This window comes from Pseudomonas syringae (genome assembly GCF_021605415.1).
GTDB classification, from domain to species: domain Bacteria; phylum Pseudomonadota; class Gammaproteobacteria; order Pseudomonadales; family Pseudomonadaceae; genus Aquipseudomonas; species Aquipseudomonas syringae_S.
The window spans coordinates 65,097-83,513 of the sequence record NZ_WKEQ01000009.1 but is presented as its reverse complement, the minus strand read 5'-3'; the positions used below and the strand labels follow the sequence as shown (position 1 = coordinate 83,513).

20 protein-coding genes are annotated in these 18,417 nt (G+C 60.2%); 8 read left to right on the top strand and 12 right to left on the bottom strand.

Features of this window, described 5'->3' with window-relative positions:
- The first annotated feature begins 41 nt into the window (after positions 1–41).
- Complete coding sequence (locus GIW69_RS08750; protein ID WP_236481786.1) at positions 42–503, top strand: TIGR02444 family protein; 462 nt, start codon at positions 42–44, stop codon at positions 501–503.
- Here GIW69_RS08750 and GIW69_RS08745 read toward each other — a convergent pair.
- Entirely contained in the window at positions 500–1,690 is a 1,191-nt protein-coding gene (locus tag GIW69_RS08745; RefSeq protein ID WP_236481784.1) for an AlgP family protein, read from the bottom strand. The two genes, GIW69_RS08750 and GIW69_RS08745, sit on opposite strands and share 4 nt — an antisense overlap.
- A gap of 192 nt (positions 1,691–1,882) precedes the next feature.
- On the opposite strand from GIW69_RS08745, the gene GIW69_RS08740 reads away from it, so the two are divergent.
- The gene (locus GIW69_RS08740; protein WP_236481782.1) at positions 1,883–2,548 is read left to right on the top strand and encodes an FKBP-type peptidyl-prolyl cis-trans isomerase; all 666 of its coding nucleotides are present in this window, start codon (positions 1,883–1,885) and stop codon (positions 2,546–2,548) included.
- 63 nt (positions 2,549–2,611) lie between these two features.
- Here the strand turns inward: GIW69_RS08740 and rsd are convergent, their stop codons facing one another.
- The 7 genes from rsd to GIW69_RS08705 all read right to left on the bottom strand — a co-directional run bounded on the left by rsd (position 2,612) and on the right by GIW69_RS08705 (position 9,022).
- Positions 2,612–3,070: a sigma D regulator gene (rsd, locus tag GIW69_RS08735; RefSeq protein ID WP_236481780.1), complete on the bottom strand. Its 459-nt coding sequence runs from the start codon at positions 3,068–3,070 to the stop codon at positions 2,612–2,614.
- Between the two features lie 185 nt (positions 3,071–3,255).
- Positions 3,256–3,807: a disulfide bond formation protein B gene (locus tag GIW69_RS08730; RefSeq protein WP_236481778.1), complete on the bottom strand. Its 552-nt coding sequence runs from the start codon at positions 3,805–3,807 to the stop codon at positions 3,256–3,258.
- A gap of 218 nt (positions 3,808–4,025) precedes the next feature.
- Positions 4,026–5,264 (bottom strand): heme biosynthesis protein HemY, encoded by a 1,239-nt coding sequence (locus GIW69_RS08725; protein ID WP_236481777.1) that lies wholly within the window; start codon positions 5,262–5,264, stop codon positions 4,026–4,028.
- Complete coding sequence (locus GIW69_RS08720) at positions 5,261–6,415, bottom strand: uroporphyrinogen-III C-methyltransferase (protein WP_236481775.1); 1,155 nt, start codon at positions 6,413–6,415, stop codon at positions 5,261–5,263. The genes GIW69_RS08725 and GIW69_RS08720 overlap by 4 nt, the downstream gene beginning before the upstream one ends.
- 16 nt (positions 6,416–6,431) lie before the next feature.
- Positions 6,432–7,199 (bottom strand): uroporphyrinogen-III synthase, encoded by a 768-nt coding sequence (locus tag GIW69_RS08715; protein WP_236481773.1) that lies wholly within the window; start codon positions 7,197–7,199, stop codon positions 6,432–6,434.
- Positions 7,196–8,137 carry a hydroxymethylbilane synthase gene (gene hemC / locus GIW69_RS08710; RefSeq protein ID WP_236481772.1) on the bottom strand — a complete coding sequence of 314 codons (942 nt, stop codon included), beginning with the start codon at positions 8,135–8,137 and terminating at the stop codon, positions 7,196–7,198. The genes GIW69_RS08715 and hemC overlap by 4 nt, the downstream gene beginning before the upstream one ends.
- Before the next feature lie 138 nt (positions 8,138–8,275).
- Positions 8,276–9,022, bottom strand: a complete 747-nt coding sequence (locus tag GIW69_RS08705) for a LytR/AlgR family response regulator transcription factor (RefSeq protein WP_236481770.1) — start codon at positions 9,020–9,022, stop codon at positions 8,276–8,278.
- Between the two features lie 472 nt (positions 9,023–9,494).
- Here GIW69_RS08705 and argH point away from each other — a divergent pair, with 472 nt between their 5' ends.
- Positions 9,495–10,889 (top strand): argininosuccinate lyase, encoded by a 1,395-nt coding sequence (gene argH / locus GIW69_RS08700; RefSeq protein WP_236481768.1) that lies wholly within the window; start codon positions 9,495–9,497, stop codon positions 10,887–10,889.
- Positions 10,890–10,981: 92 nt separating this feature from the next.
- Here the strand turns inward: argH and GIW69_RS08695 are convergent, their stop codons facing one another.
- The gene (locus GIW69_RS08695; protein ID WP_236481767.1) at positions 10,982–11,641 is read right to left on the bottom strand and encodes a glutathione S-transferase; all 660 of its coding nucleotides are present in this window, start codon (positions 11,639–11,641) and stop codon (positions 10,982–10,984) included.
- 123 nt (positions 11,642–11,764) lie between these two features.
- Here GIW69_RS08695 and GIW69_RS08690 point away from each other — a divergent pair, with 123 nt between their 5' ends.
- From GIW69_RS08690 to GIW69_RS08680, 3 genes are all read left to right on the top strand, one after another.
- Entirely contained in the window at positions 11,765–12,049 is a 285-nt protein-coding gene (locus tag GIW69_RS08690; protein ID WP_236481765.1) for a hypothetical protein, read from the top strand.
- 223 nt (positions 12,050–12,272) lie between these two features.
- Positions 12,273–12,518: a TIGR02647 family protein gene (locus tag GIW69_RS08685; RefSeq protein WP_236481763.1), complete on the top strand. Its 246-nt coding sequence runs from the start codon at positions 12,273–12,275 to the stop codon at positions 12,516–12,518.
- Positions 12,519–12,713: 195 nt separating this feature from the next.
- Positions 12,714–15,557, top strand: a complete 2,844-nt coding sequence (locus tag GIW69_RS08680) for a class I adenylate cyclase (RefSeq protein ID WP_236481761.1) — start codon at positions 12,714–12,716, stop codon at positions 15,555–15,557.
- Between the two features lie 4 nt (positions 15,558–15,561).
- Here the strand turns inward: GIW69_RS08680 and rnk are convergent, their stop codons facing one another.
- The 3 genes from rnk to cyaY all read right to left on the bottom strand — a co-directional run bounded on the left by rnk (position 15,562) and on the right by cyaY (position 16,759).
- Positions 15,562–15,975, bottom strand: coding sequence for a nucleoside diphosphate kinase regulator (gene rnk, locus GIW69_RS08675; RefSeq protein WP_236481760.1), 414 nt, complete (start codon positions 15,973–15,975; stop codon positions 15,562–15,564).
- Between the two features lie 225 nt (positions 15,976–16,200).
- Positions 16,201–16,422: a DUF1289 domain-containing protein gene (locus GIW69_RS08670; protein ID WP_236481758.1), complete on the bottom strand. Its 222-nt coding sequence runs from the start codon at positions 16,420–16,422 to the stop codon at positions 16,201–16,203.
- A 4-nt stretch (positions 16,423–16,426) separates the two neighbouring features.
- The gene (cyaY, locus tag GIW69_RS08665; RefSeq protein WP_236481757.1) at positions 16,427–16,759 is read right to left on the bottom strand and encodes an iron donor protein CyaY; all 333 of its coding nucleotides are present in this window, start codon (positions 16,757–16,759) and stop codon (positions 16,427–16,429) included.
- 227 nt (positions 16,760–16,986) lie between these two features.
- On the opposite strand from cyaY, the gene lptM reads away from it, so the two are divergent.
- Positions 16,987–17,160: an LPS translocon maturation chaperone LptM gene (lptM, locus tag GIW69_RS08660; RefSeq protein ID WP_236481755.1), complete on the top strand. Its 174-nt coding sequence runs from the start codon at positions 16,987–16,989 to the stop codon at positions 17,158–17,160.
- A gap of 9 nt (positions 17,161–17,169) precedes the next feature.
- A complete protein-coding gene (lysA, locus tag GIW69_RS08655; RefSeq protein ID WP_236481753.1) occupies positions 17,170–18,417 on the top strand; it encodes a diaminopimelate decarboxylase in 1,248 nt (415 codons plus the stop codon).

Sequence of the window (18,417 nt, the reverse complement as noted above, 5' to 3'; positions counted from 1 at the left end):
GGAGTCTACCAGCTTCGCCCGCAACTGGCGCGAGTAGCACGATGTCCTCAGACCTGTGGAGCTTTTCCCTTTCGACCTACGCCGAGCCGGGCGTGGAAGATGCCTGCCTGAGTTTGCAGACGGCGGGCGCCAATGTGTGTCTGTTGCTCTGTGGCGCGTGGCTTGAGAAACGCGGCGTTACCTGTGAAGCACAACGCGTGCGGCAGCTTCAAGCGTTGACCGAACCGTGGGATGTGGAAGTGGTGAAGCCACTGCGCGCGCTACGCCTGCAATGGAAAACGCGAGCCACCGATGACGCTGTGCTCAAGGGCATGCGCGATCAGATCAAGGCGCTGGAACTGGAAGCCGAACGAGCCTTGCTGTCACGCCTGGAGGGCGTTGCGCAGGAGTGGACGCGCAACGAGTCGGACTTGACGGTGTGGCTGGAAGCGTTGGCGGGCAATGCCGCCAACCTGAACCGCGACGCGCTGCAAGTGCTGCGCGTCGCGGCAGCCGGCGCTTAGGAAGCGCTGGTCGGGTTGCTGGCAGTGCTCGAACCGGCGGCCGGGGTCGGCGTGACGGTCGAGGTAACCGCGTTGGCGGCGGGTGCTACGGATGACGCTGGCGCAGTGGGTGCAGCGGGTTTGGCAGCCGGAGCGGTCGCTGGTTTGGCAGCGGCGGGTTTGGCAGCGGCGGGTTTGGCGGCAACTGGCTTGGCGGCCGGTTTTTTCGCGGCTGGTTTGGCAGCCGGTTTGGCGGCAGCTGGCTTGGCAGCGGTCCTCGCTGGCGTTGCTGCTGCAGGTTTAGCGGCTGGCTTGGCGGCTGCTTTTGTAGCCGGTTTGGCTGCTGCTTTCGCTGCAGGCTTGCTCGCCGGTTTGGCAGCAGCCACCGTTGCTGATTTCGCGGCAACCGGTTTCGCGGCGGCCTTGGGTGCTGATTTCGCAGCGGCGGTTTTAGCCGCCGGTTTGGCAGCGGCAGGTTTCACAGCGATTTTTGGTACAGGCTTGGCGGCAGCTTTAGCAGCCGGCTTGGCGGCTGGTTTTGCAGCAGCGGCTTTTGCAGGCGCTGCTTTTGCAGTTGCAGATTTGGCGGCTGGCTTGGCAGCAGGTTTAGCAGCAGACGCTTTCGCAGTGGCCGGCTTGGCGGCGCTTGCGGCAGCAGGTTTTTTCGCCGGTGCTTTCGCGGCCGGTTTAGCAGCTGGCTTCGCAGCGGCTTTGACTGCAGGCTTCGCGGCTGGTTTGGCGGCAGCTTTATTGGCAGCAGCAGGTTTCGCAGCCGCTTTCTTGGCAGGTGCCGGTGCCGGCTTGGCCGAACGCGAGGACAACGCCTTGTTGGCAGCCTCTTGAACTCGACCGATACCCTGGGCCAGTTTCAGGCTTTCCTGGGCATCGCGTTTGAGTTGAAGAATGTAGCCGCGCGTATCGGACTGACGATCCTTCAATGCGTCGAGCAGCTCTTCAAGTTCTTTCACTGCGCCTTTGGCTTTGGCTTGTGCCTTGGCTTTACCGACGGCGGCGGCGTCCTGCAATTTGGTGCGGGACTTATGCAGTTTTTCCTGCGCCTTGCCGCGTTGCTTTTCAAGTTTGGCGAGCAGTTTTTCAGCATCAGCCAAGGCTTGCGAGCAAGCGTTTTCCAAATGTTCGAGCAGACTGCCCGAAAGCTGTTGGAGTAAATGCAACGGAGTGTTTACAGGCTTCTTGGTGGCCGACATGGTTTACCTCCTGGCTGACGTGAGTGCGGCTCATACTAGACCTCTGCTGATACCGCCGCTAGGGCATGTTGACACTATCGAAAGCGTTGCGTTGCACCGCGCGGAAAATGTTCTGTGAATGAGCGAAAGCAGTTCACCGTTGCGGGGGGCTGCGCTGGCATAATCCACCGCATCTCAGGACGGAGAGTGCCGATGTCGCGCTACCTTTTTTTATCCCTCTGCATGATTTTTGCCGTGGCTCAGGCCGACGAAAAAAACGCTGCAAATGACGCTCATGATTTGGCCTATAGCCTGGGTGCGAGCCTTGGCGAACGTCTGCGCCAAGAGGTTCCGCAACTGCAAATTCAAGCGCTGATCGATGGTTTGCAGCATGCCTACCAAGGCAAGCCATTGGCACTCACCGAAGCGCGAATGGAACAGATCCTCGCCAATCACGAAGCGCAGACTGCCGAACACCCGGCGCTGCCATCGAGCGATGCAGCGCAGGAAAGCGAGCAGCGTTTTTTGACCGAAGAAAAAGCCAAACCGGGCGTTAGGGAACTGGCTGACGGCGTGCTCCTCACTGAACTGAAATCGGGCAATGGCGCAACTGCCGGCCCTAACGGAAAAGTCCAGGTGCTGTACATCGGTCGCTTGCCTGACGGCACGGTGTTCGACCAGAACAGTCAGCCGCAGTGGTTCAGCCTCGACAGTGTGATCGCCGGATGGCGTAGCGCGTTACAGAACATGCCGGTCGGTGCGAAGTGGAAACTGGTGATTCCTTCGGATCAGGCTTACGGCGCAGACGGTGCCGGGGATCTGATCGCGCCCTTCACTCCGCTGGTGTTCGAAGTCGAACTGCGCGGTGCCACCAGCTGAATTTCACGCATTAAAAAAGGCGCGCCATGGCGCACCTTTTTTTGTGTTTGGCGAAAGAGTGGTTCAGGCCTGAACCGGATCCTCTTGCTTGTGTGCCGTGTGCAGCACTTCAATCAGGCAGTCTTCCAGCTCGAAGCGTTCGTGAAGCAGGCCACCCAGCTCTTTGAATTTCTCGGCAACGCATTTGCCTTCATCACACAGGTCGTTGAATGCGAGCAGTTTTTCAGTGATGACGTCGATGCGCGGATAGATCGTGTCGGCGAGCTCAAGACCACGATCATCCTTGAACGCTTTGGCTTCGCCGTTCAGCTGTTCGTAGATTTCGAAATGCCCGGCAGACACATAGTCGACCAGCACACCGCAAAACTCCTGCAACGGTTTGCGACTCGCAGACAAGGACTCGGGTTCTGAACCCAGCTTGTCGTAGGCGCCGATCAGCTCTTCACGCTCCTGCAACCAGCGGTCGATCAGCAGATGAACTCCACCCCAGCGTTCCTGAGCATTCTGACAACTTTCGAGCATGGCGATCTCTCTTCCCTTGTGGGTCATGCTGCTCTACACCCGCGCCCCGTTTTTGCTGTTTATGCGTGAGGGACGATCGGGTAGAGCGTCATCGAGCAACATAAATCCAATGACACATGCGGGCCAGATTATGCCCGCACGCTTATGTCATCAAGGTACGCAGACGATAATGTTCATACAAGTGTTTAATCCCGCCTTAACGCCAAGTGCGACGGTTCGCCGCTGAGCGGTTGTTGCAGAGCGCCGCAGATCAGACGCAACAACTGGTAAACGGCGAGTATCGACACCGCGACAAAAAACAGCAGGCTCCATTCGGGGATGCTCAAGTCGAACAGGGTCCAGGACATTTCTGCACAATCGGCGCTGTCGTTGAACATTCGCACCAGCGCACACAGCCACGGCAAGCCGCCAAAAAAAGCTTCGGGATCCGGCGTGCAGTTCAACAACTGGCGTGTCGCATCACCCTGCAACAGCACTTGCCGCCAAGCCGCAGTGGTTCCCCCGAGACTGGCACCCAGTGCCACGAGCCAGTAAAAGGCAAGGCCGGTCCGGCGTGGACCATGCACGGCCGCCAAGCCGCAGACACTCGCAAGCACAGTCAGAAATAACCGCTGCACCAGACACAGGCTGCAAGGCGTCAGCCCGACCGCGTATTCAAGATAATAGGAAGCTCCCAGAGCCAGCGCTGCTGCGGTGAAAGCCATGAAAAACAAGGAGCGTGAGCAGGCCAACGACATGGCTAATCCGTAACGATAAAGACAGGCGGTTACGGTAGAGGAAAGCGCGTTGGGCTTTCAAGGCGGGCCAGCGATGACACTTCACCAGAAGTGTAGGGAAATCCCGACAATCACGGAGGGATTAGGAGTAGGACGCTGTAGGACTTTGCCCAAGACGCGAAAAACAGGTAATTATTCAGTCGGCCGGCGGAGTGAGGGAGCGAACTCCCTCGTCCTCGTCACGCCTGAGTCGTTACCGGCAGCGGCGCCGCCAGTAGACGTTTATCGAGCAGACCAAGCCCTTCCTGGAACAATTGATTGCTGCGCTCGGCATCGCCCAGACGAGCAAGCAGACGTGCCAGCTCCGCACAGGTTTCCGGATTACGCTGCACACGCAGGCTGCTTTCGAGATAGTCCCGCGCCTTGCCCCACAGGCTGTTTTGCAGACACAGACGGCCTAGTGTCAGCAGCAGGCTTGGATCCGTCGGATGATCTTTCAACCAGCTCTCGGCGAATTGCAATTGACGCGCCGGATCACTGCCGCTCACCAGACCGTACAAGCGAGCAAGATGGCTGTCGTACTTGCGCTTGAGCGCAATGCGCAACACGTCTTCGGCTTCGACTTGAGCATCCAGTTGACGCAACTGCTCGGCATAAGCCAGCACCAGCGCAGGCTCCTGACGCTGCGCAGTCGTCAATTGCTGCCAGGCGCGATTGAGCGAGGTCAGGCCCACTGAGCCGTCCTCTTCGCGGTAGGCCGCCAACGACAGATTTTCTCCCCAGGCACGGCGCTCAAGCTCCGTCAGCTCGGCTGCCGGCAGCACTTTATCCTTGCGCAGTTCCGGTAGCAGGCGAATCACCGCCGACCAATCGCCACGCTGCTGATGCAAACGCTGCAATTGACGCAGCGTCTGTGCATTGTGCGGATGGCGCTCGTGCATCGCCTGCAAGGTCGCCAGTGCGCCATCGGTGTCGCCGCGATCGGTTTGCAATTGCGCGTGATTCAAGGCAATCGCCAATTCGGCCTGGGGCTGACGCTCAAGGGCGCGCTCCAGCAGGCGATCGCATTCTTCGTAGTTGCCTTGCTCGTTCGCTGCACGGGCCGCGCCGAGGTAGTACAACAGCGGTTGACGTTCAGCTTCGGCGGCGCGATGCAAATGGCGTTGGGCACTGGCCCAGCGCCCTTCGGCGAGGTCCAGTTGCCCGTGCTCGATTGCCACTTGCACCCGACGACTACGGTTACGCCGCGACCATGGATTGACCACGCCAGTGGACGTGGTCACCAGTTCGACCAGCGCCTTGATCCCCCAGATCACCAGCCACAACACGGCGATGACCGCCAGCGCCGCCCACAGACTCGACTCATAACGAAAGCTCTTGTAGGCAATCAGCACGTAACCGGAATGCTCGGCAATCGCCAGGCCAAGGGCTGCCGCTGCGGCAATTACCAGAAACACGACCACATACAGGCGTTTCATGGCGTGGCCTCCTGCGCGGATTCTGCGGCAGGTCTGGCGAGCGGTTTCACTGAGTCTTCAGCGTTGACATTACGGCGTTCGAGATAACCCTGCACCGCGCTCAGCGTGCCCGTCAGGTCGGGCGTTTTAACCGTGACCGGTAGCTTGCTCAGCTCATCGACCTGTTCAAGCATCACTTTGCTTTGCGGGTTGTCCGGATTGAAATTGCCTCGAAGCACATCCCGCGCCTCGGCCAGTGCCTGGGTGTAAACCGGCGCCTGACCGTTGAGCGCCGCCCATTGCGCTTGCTCCAGCGCCAGGCTCAAGGCCAGGCGCACCTGGCTCAGGCTTAGCCCGGCAAGCAATGGCCGAACGTTTTTGTCAGCGTCGAAATCGATGCGGATGTAGCGGGAAATCTGATCCCACCACTGCGCCCAGCGACTGGCGCCATCGCCATCTGCGGTCAGGCCGAGCAGCGACTCGCCGCGATCCTTGTACTCCGGCGCCAATTCGGTGAGTTCGATGACCTGATCACGCAGTGCGCCAAGCCGCAAAAACAGCCCGGTGCGATCCGGCTGTTCAGTGCTGCGCAGCGCCACCAGGGTCTTGGCAACTTGCTCGCGGGCGGCGAAAGAACCGGGATCGTTTTGCTCGCGCAGGATTTCGTCGGCACCCTGCACCAGCGCCTGAGCGCTGCTGATGTCTTGCAGGGCTGACAAACGCAGGCTGGCCAGACGCAACAAGTGTTCGGCTTCAGCCAGACGCCAGTCCTTGCGGCTGGCACCGAGCACGGTTTCCAGACGCTGATTAAGGCGTTGTTGATCACCCTGCAACTGGGCCACCAGACGCTGGCGGTCGGCCAGTTCATCGGCGCCGGGCAATTGCGCCAGGCGCTCGGTGAGACGCTGCTCGTTGAGCTTCAAGGTTTGCGCTTGATCATTGAGCGCCTGCACCTGGCCCAATTGCTGCTGGGTCGTGGTTTGCAGGTGACGCACCTGCCAGACGCCCCAGCCTCCCACCGCGACGCCGACGGCGCCAAGCAACAGTGCGACGACGGCCAGTCCATTGCCACGACGTGGTTCAGTGGCGGGCGGTCGACTCTCAACCGAGGATTCAGTCGGTGTCTCGATCACCGGTGGCACATCATCTTTAGGCAAGACTGTATCGCTCACGTATCCATCCTTTGCATTAGAGAACGGGCACGGGGTGTTCCCGTAACGCCGTCAGCAATGCCGCAGCACTCGCGCCGCGACAATCCACAACTGTTCGAGCCCCGGCGGCACGCGCCTGTTCGGCGACCCTAGGGCTTGGAACAAACAACGGCAACTGCGCAATCCGTGGCCAGGCATCGCCCGCCAACTGGCGCAGGTGTTCGAAACCCTGCCCACTGCTGACCACCACTGCGTTCAGGCGTTCCGCTTCGACGCGTCGGGTCAATTCGTGCGGCGCGTAGGTCGGCAAATCCCGGCGGTACAACGCCAGGTACTCGACACTAGCACCAAGTTCGCGCAGACGCTCGGCCAGCAGTTCGCGGCCACCCTCGCCACGCAGGATCAGCACCCGCGCACCGGGACGGCTCACCGCGTCGCGCAGACGCGGTAATTGCAGCAAGGCTTCGCTGTCATCACCGTCATCGGGAAAACTCACATCCAGTCCATGGTCACGCAGAATCTGCGCCGTCGCCGCACCGACACTGAACCATGGCAGGGTCAGTGACGCCGGGCCATGCGCTTTGAGCAGATCCACGGCAATGCGCGCCGCCGGTTTGCTGACCACGATGACCGCGCTGCATGTTCCGATAGTCGCGATGACTCGGCGCATCGTGCCAGAGACGGGTAATGGCACGATGTCCAGAAGCGGCAGGCAATTACCGAAAACGCCATGCTCACCTAACGTTTCGGCCAGCGCCGCACAGTCGTCCGCGGGGCGCGTCAGCAACAGGCGCCAGCCTGTCACTCGTGCCCTGCCTCGCCGTAGACCGCTCTGAGAATGTCGGCAGCACCTTGGCTCAGCAAGTTTTCAGCGACCTGCACACCCAGGGCTTCAGCAGCATCGCGCGGCGCTCGGGCTTGCGCGCTGAGCAGCTTGCCGCCACTCGGTTCGCCGACCAGACCGCGCAACCACAACTGCTCGCCTTCCAGCACGGCATAGCAGGCGATGGGCACTTGGCAGCCGCCATTGAGATGTTTGTTGAGGGCTCTTTCAGCGGTAACGCGCGACGCGGTGTCGGCGTGATGCAGCGGGGCGAGCAAGGCATGGATGGCGCTGTCGGCGCTGCGGCATTCGATGCCGACCGCGCCTTGACCGCCGGCCGGCAGGCTCTCGTCAACGCTGATCGCTGAGGTGATGCGGTCCTCGAAGCCCAGGCGGATCAGGCCCGCCGCCGCGAGAATGATCGCGTCATACTCGCCGGCATCCAGCTTGGCCAGGCGGGTGTTGACGTTGCCGCGCAGAAAGCGGATTTGCAGATCCGGACGGCGAGCCAGCAACTGAGCCTGACGACGCAGGCTGGATGTGCCGACGATGCTGCCGGCAGGCAACGCTTCAAGGCTTGCGAATGTATTGGAGACGAACGCGTCACGGGGGTCTTCGCGCTCGCAGATGCAGAACAGACCGAGGCCTTCAGGAAAGTCCATCGGCACGTCTTTCATCGAGTGCACGGCGATGTCAGCTTCGTTTTCCAGCAACGCGGTTTCCAGTTCCTTGACGAACAGACCCTTGCCGCCGATTTTCGACAGTGGCGAGTCCAGCAGCTTGTCGCCGCGACTGACCATGGGCACCAGCGTCACCAGCAGACCCGGATGGGCAGCTTCCAGACGGGCTTTGACGTATTCGGCCTGCCAGAGGGCCAGGGCACTTTTACGGGTGGCGATGCGGATTTCGCGAGAGGACATGGATCAATCCGTACTGAATAGATGCAGCGGATAATAACAGCTCAGCCAAATCCGCTTTGACCTGAATCAGAAACAGCATGGCCTTCCTGGCCCGAATTGCCCGGCGATAAAGAGGTGAAGTCCGCGCAAGCGCGCGGACTATAGCTGCTGCATCATCTTGCGCACGCCCGCCACGTGACGTCGACTGACAATCAAGGCGTCGCCGTTCAAGCCTTTGAGAAACAGCTGGAAATGCCCAAGCGGTGTGCGCTGCAACCGTTCTATGCGGTCGCGGGCAACCAGCGCGTTACGGTGAATACGGACGAAGCGCTCGCCGAATTCGTCTTCAAGCGCTTTCAGCGGTTCGTCCAGCAGCACTTCGCCGCCCTCATGGCGCAAGGTCACGTACTTGTGATCGGCAATGAAATACACCACTTGATCCAACGGGATCAGCTCAATGCCTTTTCGGGTTCGCGCACTGATGTGGCTGCGGGGGCCGCTGCCGCTTTCGGCGGCAGGGCGAGTCAGGGCCGAAAGTTGGGCCCGGTTGGGACGCTGCGCCCCTTTCAGGGATTCCTGCAAATGTTCGGTTCGCACAGGTTTCACCAGATAGCCCACGGCGCTGGCCTGCAGGGCTTCCACGGCAAATTCATCGGGGCCGGTGCAAAACACCACGGCCGGTGGGGTCTCACGTTCGCACAAACGGGCAGCCACCTGGAGGCCGTCGATGCCGGGCATGCGAATATCGAGCAACACGATATCCGGCTTATGGCTTTCGATCAGTGCCAATGCCTCCTCGCCATTCGTGGCGCTGGGCTCCAGGACTGTATAGCCTTCGAGCTCGCTCACCATTCGGCTGAGGCGCTCACGGGCCAGGGGTTCGTCATCAACGATCAGGACATTCATATTGCGCTGGATTCCTGCGTGAGTCTCGCACAAGGATAGCGTAGACAGGTGGAGTGACATCCGTCACCGCGATCCACGCTAAGACTAGCGCGAGCGCCAAAAAGTGCCGTACGTCGGCCAGCAATATTTGCCGCAACCCGTTCCGTACCGCTCAAAGCCCGCTGTTGCCTGCGTACTGCGTAGGGTCGGCTGGTAGACAATGCAAACACCCCCTCTTCTTATGGTTGATGACCGAGGGCTTTGCGCGATCGGGATCGGCGCCACCCCATGTCCTACTGTAGACGCTCGTCGGAGCGATATTGCTCAAACGAAAAATATCGTTGCGCAAATTCTTCCGGGAGCGGCGCGGAGTCTGGCCCGCAATGGCAGGGAAAAAACGTATCGACCAGTGTCAACGACAGGATTGGCAACCCTGTTATCATCCCCGCCAGCGTTTCACGCCTTCTTTCTACAAGCCGATACGAGCGAATTCATGAGCACTGACAAGACCAATCAGTCCTGGGGCGGCCGCTTCAGTGAACCCGTCGACGCCTTCGTCGCCCGCTTCACCGCCTCCGTCACTTTCGACCAGCGCCTGTATCGCCACGACATCATGGGCTCGATCGCCCACGCCACCATGCTGGCCAAGGTCGGCGTGCTGACCGATGCCGAGCGCGACAGCATCATCGATGGCCTGAATACCATTCAGGGCGAAATCGAGGCCGGCCAGTTCGACTGGCGCATCGATCTCGAAGATGTGCACATGAACATCGAAGCCCGCCTGACCGACCGCATTGGTGTCACCGGGAAAAAACTCCACACCGGTCGCAGCCGTAACGACCAGGTCGCCACTGACATCCGTCTGTGGCTGCGTGACGAGATCGACCTGATCCTGGCCGAGATCACCCGCCTGCAAAAAGGCCTGCTTGAGCAGGCCGAGCGCGAAGCCGGCAGCATCATGCCCGGCTTCACTCACCTGCAAACCGCGCAACCAGTGACATTCGGTCACCACATGCTCGCCTGGTTCGAAATGCTCAGCCGCGATTACGAACGTCTGGTCGACTGCCGCAAACGCGCCAACCGCATGCCGTTGGGCAGCGCCGCCCTGGCCGGCACGACGTACCCGATCGACCGCGAATACACCGCCCAACTGCTGGGCTTCGAAGCCGTGGGCGGCAACTCGCTGGACAACGTCTCCGACCGTGACTTCGCCATCGAGTTCTGCTCGGCGGCAAGCATCGCGATGATGCACTTGTCGCGTTTCTCTGAAGAACTGGTGCTGTGGACCAGCGCGCAATTCCAGTTCATCGATTTGCCGGATCGCTTCTGCACCGGCAGTTCGATCATGCCGCAAAAGAAAAATCCCGACGTGCCGGAACTGGTGCGCGGTAAAACCGGCCGAGTATTCGGCGCCCTGATGGGACTGCTGACCCTGATGAAAGGCCAGCCGCTGGCCTACAACAAGGACAATCAGGAAGACAAGGAGCCGCTGTTCGACGCCGCCGACACCCTGCGCGATTCGCTGCGTGCCTTTGCCGACATGATTCCGGCGATCAAGCCAAAGCACGCGATGATGCGCGAAGCGGCCCTGCGCGGTTTCTCGACCGCTACCGACCTCGCGGACTATCTGGTGCGCCGTGGCCTGCCGTTCCGTGACTGCCACGAAATCGTCGGTCACGCAGTGAAGTATGGCGTCGACACCGGTAAGGACCTGGCCGAAATGAGCCTGGACGAGTTGCGTAAGTTCAGTGATCAGATCGAGCAGGATGTATTTGCCGTGCTGACCCTGGAAGGCTCGGTGAATGCTCGCGATCACATCGGCGGGACTGCGCCGGCGCAGGTCAAACAGGCTGTGGCACGCGGCCAGGCATTGCTCGCCAGCCGCTAAAGCTTCGCGAGCAGGCTCACTCCTACAATGGATTGCGTTCTCCTGTAAGAGTGAGCCTGCTCGTGATGACTGACGTCAAAGCAACGTAATACTCACTTCTTGGCCGCAATCATCGCCAAAAACCCCGGCATCGCCGCTTCCTTGTCCGCATTGACCTTCTGCACATGCGGATTCGCCTCAAGACGCTCCAACAGCGCCTTGGCCTCCGGCAGCTCTGCCAACAGATCAATCCCGAACAGCTTCTGCCCGACCGCGCAAGCCAGCGGCACGCTGTAGAGGAAGTACAAATCCGCCACGCTTAGACAGTCACCCGCCACATACGGAGCGAATTTCCCGTGCCGGCCCAGCGAGGCAAAGCCCAGCAACAATTCGGATTTGGTCTTTTCCTTGATCGCGTCCGGCAACGTCATGCCAAAGAACGCTTCGCCATAACAGGCTCGGCCCGGCAGTTCGATGTACAGCTCGATTTCCTTGGCCAGCGCCAGCACTTGCGCACGCTCGAACGGCTCGGTCGGCAGCAGCGGCACGCCGGTCTGACTGCTTTCGAGGTATTCGAGAATGATGGCGGTTTCGTTGACGTAACCCTGATCAGTGCTCAGCACCGGTACCTTGCCGCGCGGGCTGATCGCCAGGGATTCGGCGGTCTGCGTCGGGTAGAACAAAACCTCTTCGAACGGCAGATCCTTCTCGAGCAGGGCCAGTTTGACCATGTTGTAGTAGTTGCTGACGGAAAAACCGTAAAGCTTGAGCATCACAAAGCCTCCAGGCCGTGCGGGGTGGGCAGAGCCTGTTTATAGATTGCCCACGCGTTTCCCGCCAGCAGCATCACGCCGATGAATGCAGGTAGACTGGCGCCTTTCCTTAAGGAGCCTGCCATGAGCGAGCCAACCGACATCGACGCTGACGAAGAAGAATTCACCGCGTCGACCCTGATCGAAGCGATCGAGAACCAGATCGAAGGTGACAACCCGCCAGCCGCCAAAGCCACACTGAACAAGCTGACCCTGGTCGGCTACTCGCGCGAAGACAGCCTTGAGTTGATGGCTCACGTGCTGGCTTTCGAAATCGACGCGATGCTGGACGAGGATCGGCCGTTCGATACCGAGTGGTATGAGACGGCGCTGCGTGCATTGCCGGAACTGCCGCCGGAAAAGCCATAAGATCAAAAAATCGCAGCCTGCGGCAGTTCCTACACGGTGTACACCGGCCCCATGTAGGAGCTGCCGCAGGCTGCGATCTTTTTGTGGCAACCGTTTCTCAGCGCCTGACTACACTGGAATCCGTACCAAGACAAAAATCCCCCTCACCGACACTGGACACGCCGCACCGGCAGGTTCACCTTAGGGGCGCTGTCGTCTAATTCCTAGAAAGTCTGGAGTCCTTATGTCGCTTACCCCTGAGTTGGTTGCCGAACTGGAAGTCCTTGCACTCTTTCCCCTGGACAGTTCCCAGGAAGGTTTGAAAATTCATCAGACCGCTGCCCCGAAACTCATTGCCGCTGCCCAACGCCTGCACGAAAAAGAACTCATCGACCAGCCTGACGGCGGTTACCTGACCAGCCTGGGCCGTGATGCCGCGCAAAATGTGCAAACCGTTCTGACGATCCTGAACGTAGCCGAAACCGCCTGATTTCCTCTGTCTTCGCCCACGGAAAGCCCTTTTACGGGATTTCCGCGGGCCAACCCGCTTGTCCTTTAAGGGCAGGCCGGCGAAATCTGACGTCAAAAAAACAAATACAGCTTAATAGTCCCGCTGGCCGGCGCTAAACTGCCGGACATTCCGAGACCCTTTTCGTCCGTGCCTTGCAAGCCGGTTTGAGCTGACATGACCCGCACCCACGAAATTCGCCCCGATCTGGACGAAGGCATCGACCGCAAGGTGCTCAGCCAATTGCGCGCGCGGTTTCTCAAGCTCAATGACGGGCGCATGGCCCGGGCGCTGGAGGGACTGTCGACACGCCAGCAATCAGTGTTAACCCTGCTGCCGCTGTTCTTCCACGTCAATCATCCACTGCTGCCCGGCTATGTTTCCGGCAGCACGCCCGCCGGGCTGTCGAATTTTGAACCCGACGCCAATACCCTCGCCGAAGCCCAGCGCCTGACCCGATCGTTCTCCTACAGGCCGCGCCACGGCAGCAATCCACCGCGACCGATTCATGGACTGTTCTTGATGGGCAGCCTCGGCACTTTGGCCCAGGCGGATCAGAGCGACATGGACGTGTGGGTCTGCCACGCGCCGGATCTCTCGGAAAGCGAACTCGCGGAACTGCGCAAAAAATGCCAGTTGCTCGAAATCTGGGCCGCCAGCCTGGGCGCCGAGGCGCATTTTTTCCTGATCGACCCGACCCGCTTCGTGCGTGGCGAGCGCGATTCCCGGCTCAGCTCCGAAGACTGCGGCACCACCCAGCATTATTTACTGCTGGACGAGTTCTATCGCACCGCGATCTGGCTGGCCGGGCGCACGCCGATCTGGTGGCTGGTGCCTGTCTATGAGGAACGCGCTTACAACGCCTATACCCAGACGCTGATTTCCAAGCGCTTCATCCGCGCCAACGAAACCCTCGACCTCGGGCACATGGCGCATATACCGCCGGGAGAATTCATCGGCGCCGGGCTATGGCAATTGTTCAAGGGCATCGAGTCACCCTACAAATCAGTGCTCAAATTGCTGCTGACCGAGGTGTATGCCAGCGAGCATCCAAACGTGCAGTGCCTGAGTCTGCGCTTCAAGCAAGCGGTGTTCGCCAACCGCCTCGATCTCGATGAGCTGGATCCATACATGGTGGTGTACCGGCGCATCGAGGAATACCTCATCGCCCGCAACGAACCGGAACGCCTGGAACTGGTGCGGCGGGCGTTGTATCTGAAGGTCAATCGCAAGCTCACCGGCAACAGCCGCAGCCAGAGTTGGCAACGCGCGCTGCTCGAACGGCTGGCCGAGGAATGGCAGTGGGACCAGCGACAACTGGCGCTTCTCGACAGCCGCAGTCAATGGAAAGTGCGGCAGGTCGGTGCCGAGCGGCGGGCGCTGGTCAATGAACTCAATTACAGCTACCGCTTCCTGACCCAGTTCGCCCGCACCGAACAAACCGTGAGCCTGATCAACAAGCGCGACCTCAATGTGCTGGGCCGACGTCTGTACGCAGCATTTGAACGCAAGGCCGACAAGATTGAATTCATCAACCCCGGCATCGCGCCGGATCTGGCCGAAGACACCCTGACCCTGGTGCAGTCGCCGAACAAAAAGGAACCGGGGCAAACCCACTGGGGCCTCTACAACGGTAGCCTCACGGCACTGGAGTGGGAACATTTCGCGCCGATCAAGCGCAGCCGCCAGTTGCTCGAATTGCTGACCTGGTGCCATCGCAACGGCGTCATCGACAGCAGCACGCGTCTGGCGCTGCACCCCGGCACCAGCGACTTGAGCGAGTTCGAGCTGTTCAACTTGCTCGGCAGCCTGCAACAGAGCATCACCCTACCCTTGTCGACCGTGGCAGAAGAACCGCTGCTGCGTGCCAGCGTGCCGAGTGAAGTGCTGATTCTGGTCAACGTCGGCGTCGATCCGCTCAAGCATCACCGCGACCTGAATATCCTGATGACCACCGAGCGCACTGACTCTTTGAGCTACGCTGGCGTGCGCGAAAACCTCGTGCTGACGCTGGATCAGGTCACGCTCAATAGCTGGAACGAAGTGCTGGTCAACCGCTTCGACGGGCCGCACGCCCTACTCGACTGTCTGCGTGACTACCTCAACAACCTGCCGCGCGGCGCGCACCAACCGGCGTTGCGCGTACGCTGTTTTTGCCACAACCGTGCACAGTTCATCGCCCGGCGCGTCGAGGAAATCATCGATACCGCGCAAACGCTACTGCTCAGCCAGCTCAATCACCGCTACCTGATCCAGGTGCAGCAGCACTATCACGTGCTGGAACTGGTGCCGGGACAAGTCAATCACGTTGCCCTCGCCACCCTGCCAGCCTTGTTCGATTACCTGGGCGAAGAACAGGCGCGCTACAGCCCGCTGCACCTCGATCCAATGGCGCTGGAAGATCACGACCTCGCGCTGATCCTGCCGATGGGCCAACCCGAATGCATTCAGGTGTTTTACCGGATCACCGAACAGCAGGCCGAATTGTACGTGCTGGATGAGTTCAATGCTCTGTGGCAGCAGCACTTGCCGTATCACGACGAGCAAAGTCTGTTGGTGCCTTTGCAGCGGTTTCTGCAATCGATCCAGTATCGGCGCGAAGCACTGTTGCCGATGGAAGCGAATCAGCCCGCCAGCGTCGAGATTTTGTATTACCAGTTGTTGCCTTCAGGCCCGGGTCGCGCCCGGCGGGTGGAAACGCGGCCGGCGCCGCAGACGCCGGTCAACAAACCGTTTTACGACGTGCAGGCGATTGTCGGCAAAGCCGCACCGGGGGAAGTGCAGGTCACCTTGTATTGCAATCAACGGGAATTCAGCGAACTGGAGCATGGCGATCAGCTGTTCAGCGTGGTCGCCCGGGAAATCGTCGAGCAGCGACGGGAAACCGAGCGCTATCGCTGCTACATCACCGACCTGGATCTGTCGGGCCTGATCGGTGACGGGCAGGGTTCAAGCAACATGTATCTGCGCTACAAGGCCGACCTGGAGCGTGCCCTGAACGAGGCGCTCGAACAGGTCTGACGGGTTATTCCCGGAAATCACCGCCGTTGGCCGGTTGCGATTCGACTTCCAGCAAGGTCAGTTTCAAGGTCTTGCCGCCCGGGGCCGGCCAGTCGATGTGCTGACCGACTTTCAGGCCCAGCAGTGCGCTGCCGACCGGTGCCAGGATCGAAATCTTGCCTTCATCGGCGTTGGCATCCTTTGGATAGACCAGCGTCAGGTGATAGTCCTTGCCGCTGCCTTCTTCACGGCAATGCACACGGGAATTCATCGTCACGACATCGGCGGGCACTTCATCGTGGCCGACCACTGCATCGGCGCGATCCAGTTCGGTTTGCAACGCGACCACGCCTGGCGACGCCTGGTCTTTCAGACTGTCGATCAAGCGCTCCAGACGCTGAACGTCCAGACGGGTAAGGGTGATGGAAGGTGCGGTCATGATCCGGGCAGACTCCTTTCTTCTGCACAAAAAAAGCAAAACCCCGCCAAAAAAGACGGGGTTTTCACCGGGCCTCGATAGGTTGAGGCGTGTTCGGACACTATCACAGCTCAAAAAATAAACAAGTCGCCACAGGACGGACGCGATCCCTGCAGGAGCCGCCGAAGGCTGCGATCTTTTGATCTTGATCTTTTAAAAGCAAAAGATCGCAGCCTGCGGCCGCTCCTACACGGAGGATTGTTTGCGGTTTGAGGCTTCTGCGCAGATGACGCGACGTCTGTCGTCATCGGCCGAGCGCCATTCGCGGATGTCTTCCACGTGGCGGAAGCAGCCGAGGCAGATTTTCTGTTCGTCCAGTCGGCAAACGCCGCTGCACGGTGACGGCACCGCCGGGCTGACATTGCTGTAGAGCGGCTTGGGCGGACGAACGGGTGCAGGCTGGGTCACGGAATCACAAACCTTCGAAGTCGAATTCGGCACCGGCCTGCTGCTTGACGATACGCTCGAGCATCTCGCCCAGTTGCTCTTCACTCTTGTCGCACATCCAGCGTTCGCTTTCTTCGTCGTAGTCGAAGTGGAAGCCACCGGACACCGCCGCCAGCCACAACTGACGCAGCGGCTCCTGGCGACTGAAAATCAACTGGCTGCCGTTTTCGAACTTGACGGTCAGCACACCGGCCGAGCTTTCCAGATCGATATCCAGATCGCTGTCTTCAAATATGTCTTCCAGCGTTTGCTGGGTGGCATCGACCAGATCGTGAAAACGGGCTTCGGACAAACTCATTGCGGCAACCTCGAAAAATGTCTGTTCAGGCTCAAGCGCCGCAAGATACGGACGCTTCCCGCTGATTGCAAAGGATAACGACCAAGGGCCCTGCCGACTCCTTCAGCTCCTACAGGGATCGGCATGCTTGCAGACAAGCCCCGCCGGACGGGAGCCCCGTCGCATAGGCAAGCTGCCGGGTGGCCGGTATACTCCGGCGCAATTAACGCATTTTCAAGGATTTCGCCATGAAGCGCCTGATCTCTTCCCTTGCTGCGCTCGTCGCGGTTGCCTGTCTCGTCTCGGCCTGCGGTCAAAAAGGCCCGTTGTATCTACCCGATGACGACCAGGATCCGGCCGAGCAAGCCAAGTCGTCGCAACAACAGCCTGCCTCCAAGGCACACAAGCACGACGTTTACTAAGGGATCGCCATGGACGCTTTTAACTACCGTGGCGGGGAACTGTTCGCGGAAGGTGTGGCGCTGTCCGCCATCGCCGAACGCTTCGGCACACCGACCTACGTTTACTCGCGGGCGCACATCGAAGCGCAATACCTGGCCTATGCCGATGCGCTGCAAGGCACGCCGCACCTGGTGTGCTTCGCGGTCAAAGCCAACTCCAACCTGGGCGTATTGAATGTCCTGGCCCGTCTCGGTGCCGGTTTCGACATCGTTTCCCGTGGCGAGCTGGAGCGAGTACTGGCCGCTGGCGGCAGCGCCGACAAGATCGTGTTCTCCGGCGTCGGCAAGACCCGTGATGACATGCGTCGCGCCCTTGAAGTCGGTGTGCATTGCTTCAACGTCGAATCCACCGACGAGCTTGAGCGCCTGCAAGTGGTCGCCGCCGAGCTGGGCGTTCGCGCACCGGTCTCGCTGCGCGTAAACCCGGACGTCGATGCCGGCACCCACCCGTACATTTCCACCGGTCTCAAAGAAAACAAGTTCGGCATCGCCATTGCCGACGCCGAAGACGTGTACATTCGCGCCGCACAGTTGCCGAATCTGGAAGTGCTGGGCGTCGATTGCCATATCGGCTCGCAACTGACCAGCCTGCCGCCGTTCCTCGATGCGCTTGATCGCCTGCTGGGCTTGATCGACCGTCTTGGCGAATGCGGCATCTACCTCAAGCACATTGATCTCGGTGGCGGCGTCGGCGTACGTTATCGCGATGAAGAGCCGCCGTTGGTGGCCGACTACATCAAAGCCGTGCGCGAGCGCTGCGCAGGTCGCGACCTGACGCTGGTGTTCGAGCCGGGCCGCTTCATCGTCGCCAATGGCGGTGTGTTGCTGACGCAAGTCGAGTACCTCAAGCACACCGAACACAAGGATTTCGCCATCGTCGATGCGGCGATGAACGACCTGATCCGGCCGGCCCTGTACCAGGCGTGGATGGACGTCACGGCGGTCAAACCGCGCGACACCGCCGCCCGCACCTACGACGTGGTCGGCCCGATCTGCGAAACGGGCGACTTCCTTGCCAAGGAACGCGAGCTGGCGCTGGAAGAAGGCGACTTGCTGGCGGTCCATTCGGCCGGTGCCTATGGCTTCGTGATGAGTTCCAACTACAACACGCGCGGCCGCGCCGCCGAAGTGTTGGTGGACGGTGATCAGGTATTTGAAGTGCGCCGCCGTGAAACCGTGGCTGAGTTGTATACCGGCGAAAGCCTGCTGCCGGAGTAA